The 17,091-nt window shown below is 41.1% G+C and carries 16 protein-coding genes; 8 read left to right on the top strand and 8 right to left on the bottom strand.

From position 1 onward, the window contains the following. Positions 1-63: 63 nt before the first annotated feature. Positions 64-582 carry a GNAT family N-acetyltransferase gene (locus tag T344_RS0116845; RefSeq protein WP_162178043.1) on the top strand — a complete coding sequence of 173 codons (519 nt, stop codon included), beginning with the start codon at positions 64-66 and terminating at the stop codon, positions 580-582. A gap of 106 nt (positions 583-688) precedes the next feature. Continuing rightward, complete coding sequence (locus tag T344_RS0116840) at positions 689-925, top strand: hypothetical protein (RefSeq protein WP_004626810.1); 237 nt, start codon at positions 689-691, stop codon at positions 923-925. Positions 926-1,022: 97 nt separating this feature from the next. Here T344_RS0116840 and T344_RS0116835 read toward each other — a convergent pair whose 3' ends face one another. The 4 genes from T344_RS0116835 to T344_RS0116820 form a co-directional block, all read right to left on the bottom strand. After that, on the bottom strand, positions 1,023-2,030 hold the full coding sequence (locus T344_RS0116835) for a LacI family DNA-binding transcriptional regulator (protein ID WP_027629682.1): 1,008 nt from the start codon (positions 2,028-2,030) through the stop codon (positions 1,023-1,025). A 78-nt stretch (positions 2,031-2,108) separates the two neighbouring features. Continuing rightward, on the bottom strand, positions 2,109-3,485 hold the full coding sequence (locus T344_RS0116830; RefSeq protein ID WP_027629681.1) for an ABC transporter substrate-binding protein: 1,377 nt from the start codon (positions 3,483-3,485) through the stop codon (positions 2,109-2,111). A 77-nt stretch (positions 3,486-3,562) separates the two neighbouring features. Continuing rightward, on the bottom strand, positions 3,563-4,423 hold the full coding sequence (locus tag T344_RS0116825; protein ID WP_027629680.1) for a carbohydrate ABC transporter permease: 861 nt from the start codon (positions 4,421-4,423) through the stop codon (positions 3,563-3,565). Continuing rightward, complete coding sequence (locus tag T344_RS0116820; RefSeq protein ID WP_027629679.1) at positions 4,423-5,316, bottom strand: carbohydrate ABC transporter permease; 894 nt, start codon at positions 5,314-5,316, stop codon at positions 4,423-4,425. Before T344_RS0116820 ends, T344_RS0116825 begins: the two co-directional genes overlap by 1 nt. Positions 5,317-5,571: 255 nt before the next feature. Between T344_RS0116820 and T344_RS0116815 the strand changes: the two genes are divergently transcribed. The 3 genes from T344_RS0116815 to T344_RS28520 all read left to right on the top strand — a co-directional run bounded on the left by T344_RS0116815 (position 5,572) and on the right by T344_RS28520 (position 8,613). Beyond that, positions 5,572-6,885, top strand: coding sequence for a 6-phospho-beta-glucosidase (locus T344_RS0116815; RefSeq protein ID WP_027629678.1), 1,314 nt, complete (start codon positions 5,572-5,574; stop codon positions 6,883-6,885). A 2-nt stretch (positions 6,886-6,887) separates the two neighbouring features. Continuing rightward, positions 6,888-7,862, top strand: a complete 975-nt coding sequence (locus T344_RS0116810) for an N-acetylglucosamine kinase (RefSeq protein ID WP_027629677.1) — start codon at positions 6,888-6,890, stop codon at positions 7,860-7,862. A gap of 82 nt (positions 7,863-7,944) precedes the next feature. Beyond that, complete coding sequence (locus tag T344_RS28520; RefSeq protein ID WP_084331262.1) at positions 7,945-8,613, top strand: GNAT family N-acetyltransferase; 669 nt, start codon at positions 7,945-7,947, stop codon at positions 8,611-8,613. A 34-nt stretch (positions 8,614-8,647) separates the two neighbouring features. Here T344_RS28520 and T344_RS0116800 read toward each other — a convergent pair whose 3' ends face one another. Continuing rightward, positions 8,648-9,250, bottom strand: a complete 603-nt coding sequence (locus T344_RS0116800) for a class I SAM-dependent methyltransferase (RefSeq protein ID WP_027629676.1) — start codon at positions 9,248-9,250, stop codon at positions 8,648-8,650. A 244-nt stretch (positions 9,251-9,494) separates the two neighbouring features. Here T344_RS0116800 and T344_RS0116795 point away from each other — a divergent pair, with 244 nt between their 5' ends. After that, the gene (locus tag T344_RS0116795) at positions 9,495-10,463 is read left to right on the top strand and encodes a hypothetical protein (RefSeq protein ID WP_027629675.1); all 969 of its coding nucleotides are present in this window, start codon (positions 9,495-9,497) and stop codon (positions 10,461-10,463) included. A 145-nt stretch (positions 10,464-10,608) separates the two neighbouring features. Beyond that, the gene (locus tag T344_RS0116790; RefSeq protein WP_027629674.1) at positions 10,609-11,130 is read left to right on the top strand and encodes a GyrI-like domain-containing protein; all 522 of its coding nucleotides are present in this window, start codon (positions 10,609-10,611) and stop codon (positions 11,128-11,130) included. Positions 11,131-11,242: 112 nt separating this feature from the next. Here T344_RS0116790 and T344_RS0116785 read toward each other — a convergent pair whose 3' ends face one another. The 3 genes from T344_RS0116785 to T344_RS0116775 all read right to left on the bottom strand — a co-directional run bounded on the left by T344_RS0116785 (position 11,243) and on the right by T344_RS0116775 (position 14,596). Next, positions 11,243-12,040: an SDR family NAD(P)-dependent oxidoreductase gene (locus T344_RS0116785; RefSeq protein ID WP_027629673.1), complete on the bottom strand. Its 798-nt coding sequence runs from the start codon at positions 12,038-12,040 to the stop codon at positions 11,243-11,245. A 67-nt stretch (positions 12,041-12,107) separates the two neighbouring features. Further along, positions 12,108-13,457, bottom strand: coding sequence for an aldehyde dehydrogenase family protein (locus tag T344_RS0116780; RefSeq protein WP_027629672.1), 1,350 nt, complete (start codon positions 13,455-13,457; stop codon positions 12,108-12,110). Next, positions 13,454-14,596 carry a LuxE/PaaK family acyltransferase gene (locus tag T344_RS0116775; protein ID WP_027629671.1) on the bottom strand — a complete coding sequence of 381 codons (1,143 nt, stop codon included), beginning with the start codon at positions 14,594-14,596 and terminating at the stop codon, positions 13,454-13,456. Before T344_RS0116775 ends, T344_RS0116780 begins: the two co-directional genes overlap by 4 nt. Before the next feature lie 406 nt (positions 14,597-15,002). On the opposite strand from T344_RS0116775, the gene T344_RS0116770 reads away from it, so the two are divergent. Beyond that, positions 15,003-17,081, top strand: coding sequence for a glycoside hydrolase family 9 protein (locus T344_RS0116770; RefSeq protein WP_027629670.1), 2,079 nt, complete (start codon positions 15,003-15,005; stop codon positions 17,079-17,081). Positions 17,082-17,091 lie beyond the last annotated feature (10 nt).

Genomic DNA, 17,091 nt, shown 5'->3' with positions numbered 1-17,091 from the left:
GATTCCGCTGCTATGAAGGGTGCCGGTCAAATATACTTCACCTGCAAGGACAAGGCGGTTTCTTTGGACAGAAATTATTTTTGCACCGGCAGATATATGTTTGAGTACTATACTGACTATATTGTTTTGAGGAAGGACTTTGTGCCTGAAAATAAAGCTGGTTATTTTGATATACAGCTTTTAACACAGGATAGTGCTGCAATTTACATGGAGCTGCACAATGAAGCTTTTTTAAGCGTGCCGCTTTCGGTACTGATAGATGAAGGCGAAGTGGATAGAATTCTGGCAGACCCAAATACCGATGCCGGTCTGTTTGTAAAAAATGGTATGATATACGGGACATTTGAAATCCAATACGGTGATATTCCGGAAATTTCAGCTTTTTCAATTAACAGGTCCAGACAGGGTCAGGGTTACGGAAAACTTGCTCTGAAAACCATTGAACAGTACCTTGAGTCCAGGGGTTATAATAGTGTGGAATTATCTGTGGCCGGCAGAAATAAAAGAGCATGTTCATTATATTCGGATTGCGGTTACACCTTGGAAAAATATGTAAGTACCTGGTATACGGCAACTAAGTGAGGACCCATTAATTGACCATGGGGGAAATTTATGGTAATATCTTTATTGTGATGAGAGTACGGATATACTTTTGTATATACTGATTACGAGGGATTCTAGAGGTGTTATGGAAGAAAATGAAATCAAGTCTTTGGAAGTATATAAAAAGTTAATTGAAAATATTAATAGTGATGGATACACTGAACTGGAATTGGAACTATTATATCTTATTGAAAATGAAAAGGATTTTCCTGTAGATTTATTAAAAAAATTTGCAATCGATTATATATGCAACAGTGCATTACTTAGAAAAGAACTGTCTTCATTATTCAAAAAATTTGAAACCTATCAGAATAAAAAATAACAGACATGCTTTTGAAGTGACGGGGCCGGTAGGAGTTATCGGTTCCCCGCATGCTGTACAAAAACATATTTTTATTAAATTTATTGATATGGTTTCCTTACTGTTTGGGAGCAGCAGTGGATTCTCTTATTACAATGTCCGGATCAAGTTTGATGGTATTATATCTTTTAACTTCGCCTTTTATTATCTTGAGCAGCATTTCTGCGCCTATACGCCCCATTTCATCGGCAGGCTGTCTGATGGTAGTAAGACCGGGATGAAAGGAGGCGGCCAGTTCCTGATCATCGTAGCCTATAACCGATATATCGCCGGGCACTTTTATGTTTGAATTTTTAAAGGCATCAATCACTCCCAGGGCAATATAATCGTCGGCAGCAAATATTGAGGTAAAGTCGGACAGCTTATTTTCCGATATAAGCTGTTTTACTATTTTATAACCGCTTTCTATTGAGAAATTGCTGCTGTTTATAACGTAAGGTGCGCATCCTGCTTCAGTCATCGCCGCTCTGTAGCCGGCTTCCCTGTCGTTGCTGGACATATAAAGCCCCGGACCGCTTATGTGCAGTATTTTTTTGTGCCCAAGCTCAAGCAGATGGCGGGTTGCATCATATCCGCCCTTATAGTTGTTGACAATTACCGATGGAACCGAAGGGTGGAATTTCTGATTATCCATTAACACAAAAGGTATTTTTTTACCTTTTAAGTCCAGTATATACGTATCCTCGCATACCGGAGATACGATCAGCAAGCCGTCAACCCTGTCCTGCTGGAAAAGAAAAGGGATATTGTCATTGTTTATCTTGGATTCATTTATCAGGGAGAGTGCGAGAAAATATCCGTTATCCTCCAGGTATTCATTTATGGCACCAAGAGCCGAGGATAAAAAAGAATCTGTAAGATTATCTATCAGAAGACCTATAACACCGGTTCTTCCGCTGGCCAGACTCCTTGCGGCAGCACTTGGGTTATAGTTAAGTTCTTTCATGGCCTGCAGTACTTTTTGCCTGTTGCCTTCGCGGACGGTCTGTGAATTGTTGATGACCTTTGAAACTGTAACAATGGATACTCCTGCCTTTTTGGCAACATCGTATATATTATACTTCATGGTTCTCTCCTTAAGTTATAATGGTACAGATACCGGATACCTGTACCATTATAACAAATTTCTAAAATGCAATAAATATTATTTTGAATTCATATCTTTCAAAAGCTTTGTAACCTTTTCCTGAACTGCAGGAGCAACGTCAGCAGCGGTTGACTTCCCGGTAAGCAGGCATGGATCGGTTTCATTCTTAACGATAGTCCAAATTTGTGAATAGTTGTTTACAAGATGGTTGTAGGATTCGGTTCCATATTTGATACCCCCGTCATAAACCATTTTCAAATCTTTTGGATCAATATTGGGGAAGAAACTGCAATATTTTTCAAAGGCTTTCATGTTTGAAGGAGGATTTCCTCCGCTTAAATCAATCATCTTTTCCTGGATCTCAGGCTCAAGATTGAATTTAATCCATTCATATGCTGCCATTGGATTTTTGCTGCCTTTCAAAATAAATAAGGGATCCACGTAAAGGACATCTCTGATCTTGTCGTTTCCGGCATTTGGTATTGCAGCAATGCCCACCTTGAAAGGCAATTCATTGGTACCGCTGAGTATCCAGGCACCTGCGGGTTTCATGGCAATCTTTCCGCTGGTGAAGGACTCGCCGCTTTGACCTCCCAGCCCCTGAACTATTGAATCGGTGGGGCTGACCCTATCCTTGAACACAAGATCTGAAAGCTTCTGGTATACATTAATTACTTCAGGTGAGTTGAAGTATACTTCCGAAGGATTTCCTCCGTTTGTCCAGGTATCATCGGAATAAACCTTTGCTCCGAAATACAGCGGTCTCATGTCGGGTTCGGCCCAGAACCATTCAAGTCCGTATGTAGCAGCCTCCATGTTGTCTGAATTTACAGTAAGTTTTTTGGCATATTCAAGCATTTTATCCCAGGTCCAGCTTTTGTCTTCATAATCGGCGGTAGGATACGGAATATTCGCCCTGTCAAACAGGTCCTGGTTGTAAGCCAGTACCGATACGTATGTATTCAGCGGGAGCCCGTAGTATTTATTCTCGATTTTATAGATATCTGCAATTTCCTTTGGTATACCCACAGCTACAGGATCATATTCATCGGCTTCCATCATCGGTGTCAAATCCAGCAGCATGCCCTTGTTGTAATATTCCATGAAGCCTGCCTGCCCGAAATGTGAAGTGACATCCGGAGGAGTATTTCCGGCTATCATTGTCTGAAGCTTCTGATCAAATTGATCATATGGAGCCGTAACAACTTCGATTTTTACATCAGGGAATTTTTGATTAAAATCAGGAGTGAGTTTGGTCACGTAATCCCTGTCCTCCTGATTTAAAGTCAGGTATGTAACCTTTCCCGACACTCCGTCTTTTCCCTGGGCGGTATCGCTGCTGCCGGGACTGTTGCCTCCGCACGAAGAGAGCAATAAAGTCGAGCACATGCAAACACTCAGGAGAGCTGATAGAAACTTTTTACTTTTTACCATTTGAGAATCCTCCTTAAACTTTAATTAACATTTATATTTATAGAAGTTTATCCTGTGAGCGTTATAAGCTGACAGGCTTATTTGAGCCCGGTCAGGACTATTCCTTCCACAAAATATTTCTGGGCGATGAAGAACAAAATAAAAACGGGCAGCAAAGAGTATATTGATCCCACCATAATCAGATTCCAGGGGATAAGCCGGAAAGCTGAAATCATGCCGCTCATGCCTATGGGCAGTGTAAATTTGCTGTCGGTGTTAAGGTATATAACAGGGGTTATAAAGTCATTCCAGGTCCACAAAAATGTAAAAATCGAAACGGTGGCCATAGCCGGTTTGCACAGCGGCAGGGCAATATTCCACCAGGTTCTGAACTCACTGCAGCCGTCGATTTTGGCGGCATCGAATAAATCGTTGGGCAGTGAACCGAAAAACTGCTTAAGTAAAAATATCATATATGCCGAGCCAAAGAACGAAGGGACAATCAATGGAAGAAAGCTGTCCACCCAGCCGATATTTCTGAACAATAAGTACTGAGGAATGATCAATGCGGGATAAGGGAGCATCAATGTACTTAACAGGAGCATAAACAGGAGGTTTTTCTCCCGGGCTTTATACCTGGCAAAGCCAAAGGAGACAAGGGACGACGAGAGAAGTGTTCCTGTCAATACAAGAACTGCAACAAATATACTGTTGAAGAAATATGTCCCGAACCGGATTTTTGAAAAAATCAGCCCGAAATTTTCAAAATGAAGTTGGGAGGGAATAATAGTAGGCGGAACTTTGCGGATTTCCACATTGCTTTTCAGGGCGGTGGATATCATATAGAATACAGGTAAGAGCATTATTACCGTAACAATTACCAAAACTGCAACAGATATATACCCGCCCGCATTTGATTTTTTCTTTGGTGTCCCGACCAGCTTATTCTGTAGACTCATTAGTTTTGCCCCCCCTCGTAATATACATATTTATCAGAAAGCTTGAAAATCAGGTAGGTGAGAAGCATGACAGTGACAAGCAGCAGCCAGCCCAGTGCCGAGGCGTAACCAATCTTATAATTTTTAAATGCATTGGTGTACAGGTTGAATACGTAGAAATAAGTGGCATAGTGGGGACCTCCGTTTCGCGTCATTACCACAGCCTGGGTAAAGGTTTGAAAGGAATCTATGATACCCATTATGAGCTGGAATAATATGATGGGAGAGATCATCGGCAGAGTAATAACTCTCAATTGCTGCCATTTGCCGGCTCCATCCAGCACTGCTGCCTCCTGCAGGGAGACCGGGACACCCTGGAGCGCCGCCAGAAATACTACCATACCGCTTCCCGTCAGCCACAGGCTCATCAATATCAGGGCTGGTATGGCCCAACTCTCATCCATGAGCCACATGGGTCCTTTAATTCCTGCCAGTGATAAAAGATAATTAAACAGACCGAAATCGGAATTGAATATCCACAGCCAGAGAAGAGACATAACAACACCCGATACCATGCTGGGCAGGTACAGTGATGTTCTGAAAAAACCCATAAAGGGTACCTTCTGATTTAAAAGCAAGGCAAGAGCAAGTGAGAGGATCAATTGGACGGGTACACTCAAACAGGTATAATACAGTGTTACTTTGATGGATTTGAAAAACAGGTCGTCATTCATTAAATCAGTATAATTCCTAATTCCAATAAACCTCGGCGCATCAATTATGTTGTAATCGGTAAAGCTGTAAAAAAGGGATGAGATGATGGGATATAGGGTAAATACCAGAAGACCTATTATCCAGGGGGATAAGAATATGTACAGATTTAACCGCTGACGTCCGTTCTCGTTTAATTTCAATAAAATCAGTCCTTTCTCAAAGTATAAATGTGAAGCCGCAGAGAAGAAACAAAGATTAAAGTAAATATAAGCGCTTTTAAATTTATTATAAAATAGCTTTTTAAATATTGCAATTACTAATTTTTATAAAATAAAAATATAAGCGCTTATATTGTACTGCGGTTTATTGTATGATAATATGTTTAAAAGAAGATGTATAAGTGCTGCTGAAAATATTCATTAACTAAAAACATGAAAGGAAAGGAGAATAATCTCATGAAAGGGTTGAAATTAGTAATAATAGGAGGAGGAAGCAGTTATACTCCTGAATTGATGGAAGGAATAATTATAAGACAGAGTATACTGAACACTTCAGAAGTTGTTCTTGTGGATATAGCCGGGGGAAAAGAAAAATTACATATAATAAAAGAGCTGACTGAAAGAATGGTTGGGAAATGTGGATTTGATATCAAAATTTCGGCTACCATGGACAGAAGAGAAGCTTTGGACGGTGCGGATTACGTTATTACACAATTCCGTGTGGGAGGTCTGGAGGCACGTTCCTCAGATGAAAAAATTCCGCTCAGGTATAATACCGTGGGGCAGGAAACAACAGGACCCGGCGGATTTGCCAAAGCTCTGAGAACTGTTCCGGTAATACTGGAAATAGCAGAGGAAATGGAAGAGCTATGCCCCGATGCATGGCTCATAAATTTCACAAATCCATCGGGAATTGTTACCGAAGCTGTAAATACTTATTCGTCAATAAGATGTATAGGTCTCTGCAATGTACCAATAAATATGGAAAGACACCTGTCCGAACAGCTGAATGTTCCGGCAGACAGACTTTATTGCGAGTTTGTGGGGTTAAACCATCTGTCATGGATAACCAAGGTATATGTAGACGGGGTGAATAAAACGGATGCCTTGTTTGAAGAAGCTCTTTTCAAGGAAAATGTCATGAAAAACATACCATCGGTAAATGGCAGCAGGGAGGTTGTAAACATACTCAAGCTGATCCCGTCGCCGTATCTGGATTATTACTTTTTTGAAAAGGAAATGGTCAGGGAAGAACAGGAGTCGCTGAATAATGGGAAGGGGACCAGGGCAGACAAGGTTAAGGAAGTTGAAAAGGAATTATTTGAATTGTATAAAGATCCGGCTCTCAATGTAAAGCCTCCGCAGCTGTCCGAAAGGGGAGGCTCTCTCTATTCGGAGGCGGCATTGTCGCTGATACAGAGCATTCATACCAACGACGGCCGCATCCATGTACTGAATGTCCGCAATAATGGAGCGATCAGTGATTTGACGGAGGACTCGGTTATTGAAACAAACTGCATTGTCAACAAGTCCGGCGCCCGTCCTGTTGCCGCCGGTAAACTGCCCGAAGCGGTCCGTTCACTTGTTATAAGTGTAAAACAGTATGAAAAGTACACCATTCAAGCTGCTGTCAACGGCGACAGGGCTGCCGGCTTCAAAGCGCTTTTAAACCACCCGCTGGTGCATGGCGCCGATACCGCACAAGCGCTGCTGGAGGAAATAATTGAAGCAAACAAAACATACCTGCCAAACTTTTTCAGGGGGCGATAATCATGGCATATGTTGCAGGAATTGACGGAGGCGCCACTAAAACAAGGTGCCTCGTCGGGGATACCAAGGGTAATATCCTTGGAGATTATACCCTCGGCGCTTCCAATCATCAGACTGCCGGCAAAAGTCAGGCAAAGGCCGTTATAAAGGAGGTTTATAAAGGAGCCTTGGAAAAGGCAAAGCTTAAAACTGAGGATATGAAATATGTGTATCTGGGTTTATCCGGTGCTGACCTTCCATCTGATTTTGAGTTTTTGAATAAGCTTTGCAGGGATATTTTTCAGGCCGGCACGTTCAAAGTTGTCAATGATGCCTGGATAGGTATGAGGAGCGGTCTGAAAGGCACCTGGGGTGCAGTTTCCATCTGCGGCACCGGTTCAAATGCCGGAGCCTGCAGCCCTGACGGGAGAAGGACAATTTTAAGTGCGCTCAGCTATGAACTGGGAAATTACGGCGGAGGCGGGCATATAACCGAGAAGGCTCTTCACCATGCCTTCAGGGCCCATGAAGGCACAGGCAGGGGTACAGCCCTGGTTACAGAAATACCTCCGCTTTTCGGTGTTGACAATATGGAAAATTTACTGACAAGGTTTTATCCGAAGAGGCTTGTGAAGGAGGAGGAACTTAAAAGTGTACCGCCGTTGGTGTTCAGGCTTGCTAATGCCAGAGATTGCGTGTGCCAGAAACTCCTTATAGATATGGGGCATGTTATTGGTGAAATGATATTAGGCGTAATAAAGAAATTGGGAATGGAAAATCTTGAAGTACCTGTCGTTCTTGGCGGAAGTGTTTATAAGGGAGATAATCCTCTGCTTATTGATGAACTTACTACCACAGTGCACAGAGAAGTGCCGAAGGCCTATTTTATAGTTCCGGCACTTCCGCCGGCTGCAGGAGCTTTTCTCTCAGCTTTGGACAGCATTGGTATTGAACCGGGTCCTGACATATATCATAAATTGGAAAAATATTTTACATAGGTACTTAAGTTGAGTTCCATTTTATGGCTCCATTCTGTATAATAGAAAAATATAAATTATCTTTTTATCAGGCGGTGATGACATGGACTTAACTATTGATGTTACAAAAACGGAACTGGAAACCGACAGATTGATTTTGCGGGCATGGCGGGAAACAGATGTAAACGACTTCTACGAATATGCGTCTGTTGAGGGTGTCGGAGAAATGGCGGGTTGGAAACATCATGATTCAATCGAGGTTTCCAGGAAAATATTGCAGTCTTTCATCTCGGAAAAAAATGTTTTTGCAATAGTAAATAAGGAAAATATGAAAGTGATCGGTTCTTTGGGGCTGCATAACTCCTGGGCTAATGAAGAGAACAGGTACGCACATTTGAAAATTAAAGAAATCGGATATGTCTTATCCAAAGCATATTGGGGAAGGGGCTTGATGCCTGAAGCAGTAAATGCTGTGATCAGGTTTTGTTTTGATGAATGCAAACTGGATGCATTGACCATCGGCCATTTTTCATCTAATAATCAATCCAGAAGAGTTATAGAAAAATGCGGATTTACATTTGTAAAACAGAGTGAGTATTATGCAGGCCAGCTTCAATTAACCTTTGAAGATATGAAATATATTATGCTGAATAGGGCAAACTTGAACAATTTTGTAAAAACTCACGGCCTGGGAAACGAATATATTGTTTTAGATAAAGAGAAATTGGGTGAAACGACTACCACAGGTTCTGTATGTGGTCATAACTTATAATGAATATCGGAAAGTAATGTAATTACCGGCGATATTACATCCCATATATCAGAAACCTGTGACGGGGATCAGTATCGCACATATGAGGTACTTTAATCTCTTTTTTTTGTGTGAAAGGGGAGGTGGTATCCAGAAAATAAATATAGTCCATAGACGGATAGTAAAGTATAATATCTACTGATCTTTCATTTGTTTGGGCAGAAACCAGAATATTTTTTATTACTTTTGCAAATATTTGCATTGAAAAAGGATTAAAGAAATAAAATTTATTGTCTGTTGATTTAATGTGATATGTTTCGGCAAAACAGTTTAAAAAATCAATATTGTCCTTTTTATATTTATTTGTCTGGAAGTAGAATTTTTTATTTTCAACAGCCTGCTTATAAAAGTAGCTATTCATTTCTATCCCTGTAACAGAGGAGCTGAAAAAGTGATTAACGTAAAAGTTGAACCTTCCCTTTCCGCAGCCAAAGTCAACCACACTGTCTTCCTGTGTAAATTCATATTGCTGCGACAATATCTCCAATGCCGGATAGGAGGTTGGTTCATATCTGTGATAGTGAACAGATTCATTAAATACTTTCTGATCTCCCAATGTTCTTATATTAAGTAATTTTTCATAATAATGCTCATTCATAGCGGCCTTTCCCAAAATTAATTTTAGATTTTACCTCTGCCCAATATTTCAGTCTAATTATATTTTAATAAAATCCATAATACAAGGTAAGAGATGTGTTATTGAATAAGTATTATTTCTTTTCTGTAACTTATATAATGGAAATAAGCTGTAAAATTAAATAAGCAGTCCGGGAGACATGGTATTTATAGAAGTATTGAAAGCAGGCATGGCTGCTCAATGCTTTATGAAAGGCGGAAAGTAAATGAAAATCATAAGAAAATTATTGCTTTTAGTTGTCGTCATTTTTATTTTGACTTCCTGTAATTCCATTTCAACCGGCGGTCAGGCATTAAATTCACAGTCACCGGCGAAGTCAAGTGAGGTGTTATCCCCTTTTACCCGGTTTGAAAACCTTGAAAAAGGCGGAGAAATGGGTATTGACAATGAGCAGGTGGACAACCTTTTACGGTCCTACGGTATTTATGATAAAATAATGGCAAAAGTACCCATCGAAGAATATACCGGTTCGAACTACTCAGATGTTAAAATCAGTGGTTTCAGTATTGGGAACAAAACAGTTGCAATATTGCAGATAAATAAGGGGCATTTGTATATTTACGTTATGCTTTCAAACAGCGGAGATAAATGGACAGCTGACGGTTTTGTCTACCTGAAGGAAAGATTTAAACCGGAATACAGGGTTGAAAAATCCAACGATAATACAAAATACTGGTTGGTTGTCAAACATGAGGCAAATCATGGCACCGGATTACAAATTTTTAATGAAACATGGTACAAGCCGGATGGATTGGTTGCCGGGGATTATCCTGCAGAAGGCAGTACTTTATTCTTTCCTCAATCAGTTCAGCCTGAGGCTGATACATATTTTTCCTCTTCGGCAGATTATGACGGTGATTCCAGGATACATTTATCCTATTCTATAAGTTTTGAATATGTCTACAGGGGCAGCTCCCAGGAGGAAGGTTCTTTTAGATTTACAAGCAAATACCTTCCTGCAGTACTTGAATACTGGGAGTATGATCTGGAAACACAACAGCTTCAATTTATATCATGCTATCCGGCTTTGCCGCAAACCTTTGGCGCAATGAAGCGTTCAGCATCTTCTGAATATGGTATATTGCAGGGATATATTGATTTTTACCGTATGCGGTTGAGAGATAAGAAGGTTACTACATTGGGAGAATGGGAAAAATTTATGGAGCTGAAATAACCCAGAAATTATATCGGTACAAAAATAAACTTAATGACAATATGCTTCAGAATTGTAACTATTTGTGATATATTTTATATGTTCAAGGGCATGTAAAAAAGTGTATGCGCTCAAGAACCATAAAATTAAAGCGGGAGGAAGGATAATGGGAGAACTGGTCAATTTCGAAATATCAAGATTACCAAAACTTAAGCTGGTAGGAAAAGAGCTCAGGTATAACATGGAGGCTCATATGAAGGGAGACAACAGGATACCCGCTTTTTGGGACAAGTGTTTTGCCGACGATATATTCTCACTGCTTGAAAAGCAGGCTGATTATGTTTATGACGATGCATACGTTGGTGTAATGCTTGACTGGGACAAAGGTGACGGTGATTTTTCCTACATAGCCGGAATGTTAATGAAAGAAGGCGCAGCCGTTCCGGATGGCTATTGCAGCAGGGAACTGGAAGAAACAGAGGCGGCAATCGGATGGGTCAGGGGTAAAAACGTAGCTGATGTCTGTTCCTGTGCACATCTCTTAACTGAAAATGCCGTTAAAGAAAAGGGTTACAGCTGCGACCAAATGAAATGGTGTATGGAATTGTACAATTGTCCGCGCTTTACTGCGCCTGATGAAAATGGGGATATAATCCTTGATTATTATATTCCGGTTAGCAGTCGCTGAGAAGTGTATCTTTTTCACATTATAGATAATTAACACAATTATAATACAAAAAGCTCTTTTCAGTATTCCGGACAGAATATGAAAAGAGCTTTTTGCAACTGAGACTATTATATTACTTGGGAGGACTTGAACTAATAAGCCGCCGCTCTGCTTGAAGCCATCTTTTAAATTTTGCGGCATTACTTCTGGAATAAAAATAATATATAAATGGGAGAACCCTGTTCAGTGTATTTCCAACTGCAAAAGATTTTGACGGATAAATAAGTCTTTTGTTTTTTAAAATTCCATTAACTATCGCTTTGGCCACTTTTGGGGCCGGCTGTACAGGCCAGGGTACGGGAGCCATATTGCCGGCGGTTTTAAAGAAATTGGTAGCGGTGGCAATGGGATAGACAATTGAAAGATGCCCTTTGTCGTTTTTTTCAAATCTATATACGTCTGCAAAGGAATGAACAGCTGCTTTGGTGGAGCAGTACAGTGAATAACCCGGCAGGGCAACCCTGCTGACAGCCGAACAGGTGATAATTACGGAATATTCCCGCCCTCTGTTCAACACCTTCATTTTTTCCAGCGAATACAGCGGAGATACTGCATTGGTACGGTATATATTTTCGATATGCTCCCAGTCGGCCTCGCATATTTCCTCACAATAGGCAAAACCGGCATTTGCAATAAAGATATCGGGTTTTCCAAAGGTTTTGCCTGCATACTCAAACAGCATATCGACATTTTCCCTGCTTGAAACGTCACAGGCATAGGGTATGATTCTATTGCTTATTCCGGGTATATTGTCTATATTTCTGGCAACTGCTATTACGTGGGTATTATATTTTGAAAGTTCTTTCAATACTTCCTTTCCGATACCCGAAGAAGCCCCGGTCAAAATGATTTTTCTGCCGTTTAAATCCATAAAAACACCTGCTTTCATATAAATGTTTTTTAATAATTATTTTACTGTTAATTGCTTTACTGATTTTTTAAAGCTGCCGGCTCACTGCATAGGTCATCTCCTGTAAATTGAAGATTCCGTCATGAGATGTTCCGGGGCAGTGCATGGACATTTTACCGGGACGTGTAATTATACTCACTCCCAATCTTGACATATCTTCAAGGAAATTTTCATTAGTCCCGCAATATCCCATTGTCTGCAGATATGACCGGAGGTTTCCTTCAACATAGTTGTATACCTCCGAAATATTTTGGTATGGGCAGACAAATACAAATCTGTAAAAGCATTTATCCATATCTTCCTTATCAGGCATATCACTGTTCAATATAACCGTGTAATCGGCATTAAATGAAGAAAATACCTCGACCTTGTTTTTCAAGCCGTATTTCAGCATGCAGTACTGCCTGTCCTGTATGGTTTTAACCGAATTCCACGGAGACAGATACGCTTTTGGGAAAGCAGAGGCCAGACTGTTCAGGGAGCTGGCAAGGGCTTGTGAAAATTTTATTCCGTCCAGCTCCTTGTTGACAAAAACGATCCGTGGTGACAGGCAGGCCTTTTGTTCCCACAGTATGATATCCGTCGCTGCCTCACGGGCTGTTTCCTGAATGTCTTCCGTTTCATCGATCACTTCAAAACTTATCTTTGCACCGTGTGTAATAAGGTCAACACCATGTGCCGCGCATATTTCGGCAATGCTTTTTCCGGACTGTTCCCCGCCCCAATGGACGACACTGTTGCAGTTTTTAATAACCGCTTCGTAAATACCGGACTGGCTGCTGTCAAAATATACGACCGACAGTCTGTCTGCAATACTTTCGTCTATTTCACACAGGCTTTTGTAAAATGCATATGCAAAGTAGGGTTCATCTCCCGATACTTTAACAATATTGCAGTTTTTCGTCAGAAGCCCTGTTGATAGGCTCACCGGAATTACTACAAAGGCGTTGCCCGATATATTGTGAAAAACAGTTCCTCTGGGCTGCCTCTGCACATAGCCGTAACCCGTCTTTACCCAGCTGTCCAGGACATGAAGGCTGCCAAGCTCCTCCTTTATCATCTTTTCGGTATTTTCTCTGAGAAGCATGGAAAGCGAGCCTTGAAGTTCCATTTTTACAAGCTCGGGACTTTGATTTACTATCCTGGAAAGAATATCCAAATGCTTTGCCATATAATTTCCATCCAGCCAAAGCTTTGCACATTTATCAAGTATGCTGACGGTTTCTTCAAGTGTGATATCATGGACCTTTTTCTTATTTGAATTAAGCCGTGCTATTTCCTCTGCCAGTTCTGTTTCGGCAGCAGCAGCCAATTCCAGTTCAAGTCCGTTTATTTTCTTTTTTATAATATTACTTCCTGTTGAGTATTCTATTCTCATGCCACTTCACTCCTTACACTCAATGTAGCGCCGCAGCCTTTTGCCTCAGAGCCTTTTACCCTTCCGGTGATACTAAGGGTCATACACTTTTGTCCGCAATCCGGACAGCTCTCTGTTGAAATAATCTCGGCAATATCATCCACCAGTACGGATGCTCCGGCGTAAGCATTTGTGCCGTAAGCATTCAAAACCTGAATAAAGCCCTTTGCTCCCCTTTGATCAAGAGGTTCAAGGGTCCTTATATCCCTTATAATTACCCTTGCCCATTCCGGCACATGGAAATAGTAGTCCCTGAACTCTTTTGAATAATGTCCGGTAATTGGAGCACTATTTTCGGTAAAGGAGTATGTATCAAGAAAATTTTCTTCAGGGATGCCCAGAAAGCTGGAGATTTCTTCTACAAATCTGAAACGCTCAATTTCCTTTTCGGAGGTGATATTTCCCTTTTTGCCGTCCCAGCCTCCTCCCCCGGTATGTACAATTGCATTCCTTCCCAGCTTGACGGGAGGAATTTCGTTTTTCAGCTTTTCTACGGTGTTGTAGAGTAAAAGAGTTGAACCTCTTATGGCTAAATCATCATGTTTATTGTTATGACGGATAAGGAAGGCTATAAAGGTATCAATATCCAGAACAAATTCATTATTAACTAATTTTAATAAAAAGTCGGTATTCCGGCTGAATTTAAAAATACCCATCACATTTCCGATATATGATTCTGTGGGTTTTCCGGAGATCAGCTGACTGGCATACTCATTCATCTCAAGGGGGTGGGGGTAAAACACACAGTCATAACCTCCGTCCGGATGAAAAATATCATTTTGAAACTCGGCAAATTTTTTTATTTGCGAAATGTCGGATTCGACTCTGCCGACAATGCTGGGATCGCCGGTTGTACTGCTGGAGACTGTCCACTTATCCATCTCATCCGGCTTTAATCTGAGAAGTTCCTTAAAGAGCATGTTTGATTTTTTGAAAAGGGTTGTGGTTACAAAAGGAACTTTTTTCATGTCATCCTCACAGTTCAAATCATTATACGGGTCAAAGGATTGGTTTTTACACAATAACCGGTATCCTGCACATTCCTCATACTGACCCACCAAATTTCTTTTAAAATCCGGGAAAAATTGGGATGCATCCATATTTACGTCACTCCTCTGCTGTTTTTTTAATAAGCATTAGATATACTTTGAAAATCAAATATATCTAAGTTGCAAATATTTATATTTAGAAGTATATTCCTTGAAGTTGGCTTTGTTAATTCCTGTATTTACCAAATAATGGCAATGGCAATGATCTATATATAAAATGCAGCAGTTTTCTTTAATATAGGCTCATTTTTACCCGGACAGGATTAGTCAAGTTTATTAATAAAAAAATATTACATTTTTGTATATATTTGGTATAATAATATTGTGGTTTTGCTACAAATTAATTCAACAAATTTCAAAAGCAGCTGTTATTAGATAAATTCTTTGAATATTACCACACCTCGAAAGCATTTGAAGTTTTCGGGAGACTAAACTTATTTATAGGAGGGGGTAAATAATGAAAAGGATAAGTGTACTTGTTTTGCTTGCTGTTTTCATGGTGAGCATAGTTCCGCAATCTGCTGCGGCAGCCGGAACAAACTTCAACTATGTTGATGCCTTTGCCAAATCAATTCTGTTTTATGAAGCTAACTGGTGCGGCCCTGATGCGGGAAACAACAGGATAAAATGGCGCGGGCCCTGCCATATCGAAGACGGAAAGGATGTAGGAATCGACCTGACAGGAGGATTTCACGACTGCGGAGACCATGTCAAGTTCGGATTGCCTCAGTGTGCATCGGCATCCACTCTCGGCTGGGCCTATTACGAATTCAAAGATACCTTCATTGCCAAGGGGCAGGATGAGTATATGCTGAATATTTTAAAGCATTTTTGCGATTATTTCATGAAATGTTTCCCAAATAAGACCACATTTTACTACCAGGTGGGTGACGGGGATGTGGATCATCAGTACTGGGGACCTCCTGAGCTCCAGACAAACAACAGGCCTGCCTATTACGCTGCAACACCGTCAAATCCGGGCTCGGATGTGGCAGGTGATGCTGCTGCCGCCCTTGCTCTCATGTATCTGAACTACAAGGACCGGGACAGTGTATATGCGGATAAATGCCTTACTTATGCAAAAGATCTCTATAACTTCGGCATGACCTATAGGGGCAACAGCAAGGGACAGAGCTATTATCTTCCAAGGGATTACCTGGATGAACTTATGTGGGGTTCAATCTGGCTCTATGTGGCCACAAACGATAAGACATATATGGATAATGTGGACAAGCTGATGGTGGAGAAGAACATAGGCGGGGACAACATGTTCAACGACCACTGGACCCAGTGCTGGGATTATGTCCTGACCGGAGTTTTTATAAAGCTTGCGACACTTTCAAGCAATCCCAAATATAAAACAATTGCAGAAGAACATCTGAACTACTGGCAAAATGGTATTAAAACCACTCCGGGAGGCTTAAAATATCTGGACAGCTGGGGAGTATGCAAGTATCCGGCAGCCGAGAGCATGGTTCAGCTGGTTTACTACAAATATACCGGCGACAAAAAGTGTCTTGACTTTGCAAAGGGACAAATCGACTATATTCTCGGGGATAATCCCAACCATATGTCCTATGAGGTAGGCTTCGGTGACAATTATCCCAAATACCCGCACCACAGGGCTGCAAGCGGGATGCTTGAAGGGCCTCCTGCCGATGAAAAGAAGGAAACTCCCGAAAGGCATATTTTATACGGTGCTCTTGTGGGGGGAGCGGACATAAACGATCAATATCATGACAATGTCAATGAGTATGTTTATTCGGAAACCGGATTGGATTATAATGCGGGATTTGTGGGCGCACTGGCAGGAATGTCCAGGTATTTCGGAGAAAACCAGCTGCCCGAAGCCACCCCGGGTATTGAGGGCCAGCCGACCGAGTACTATACCGAAGCTAAAATATATAAGGCAAATAATCAGGGGGTTACGGTGGACCTTAACATGTACAATATTGTTACGGCACCGCCGCAGTATGAGACCGGGTTATCCTGCAAATATTTTATGGACCTGTCGGAATATGCTTCGGCAGGCATAAATCCTTCAAAATTCACTACCAAAGTGTATTATTCTCCTGCAGGTGCCCAAATATCTGCAATCCAGCCCTGGGACAAGGACAAAAACATATATTATGTGGAAGTAACTTTTCCCGGTCAGCAGCTGTATGCAAGAACTTATGTGCAATTTGCCATTAACAATTATGAAAGTACTCTCTGGAATTCTTCAAATGACTTTTCCACAGCAGGGCTGACAGATGCATATAAAAAGACCGAAAATATCCCGGTATACAAAAGCGGTGTAAAAGTATACGGCAAGGATCCCTCGGGTGGGGAGGAAATTTTGTACGGAGATTTGAATGACGACAAGCAGGTGGACGCAATTGACTTTGCCCTGTTGAAGAAGTACCTGCTGAATACCGATCCTACCGGGATAAACCTGAGAAATGCCGATGTCAATAAGGATGGAGAGATAAATGCAATAGATTTTGCAAATCTGAGACTTTATCTGCTTGGTAAAATCGATAAACTGCCTATTTAAAATCTTGCCT

It is taken from the genome of Ruminiclostridium cellobioparum DSM 1351 = ATCC 15832 (assembly GCF_000621505.1).
Classification (GTDB): domain Bacteria; phylum Bacillota; class Clostridia; order Acetivibrionales; family DSM-1351; genus Ruminiclostridium; species Ruminiclostridium cellobioparum.
The sequence above is the reverse complement of the archived record's forward strand: the minus strand, read 5'-3'. Positions and strand labels throughout refer to the sequence as shown.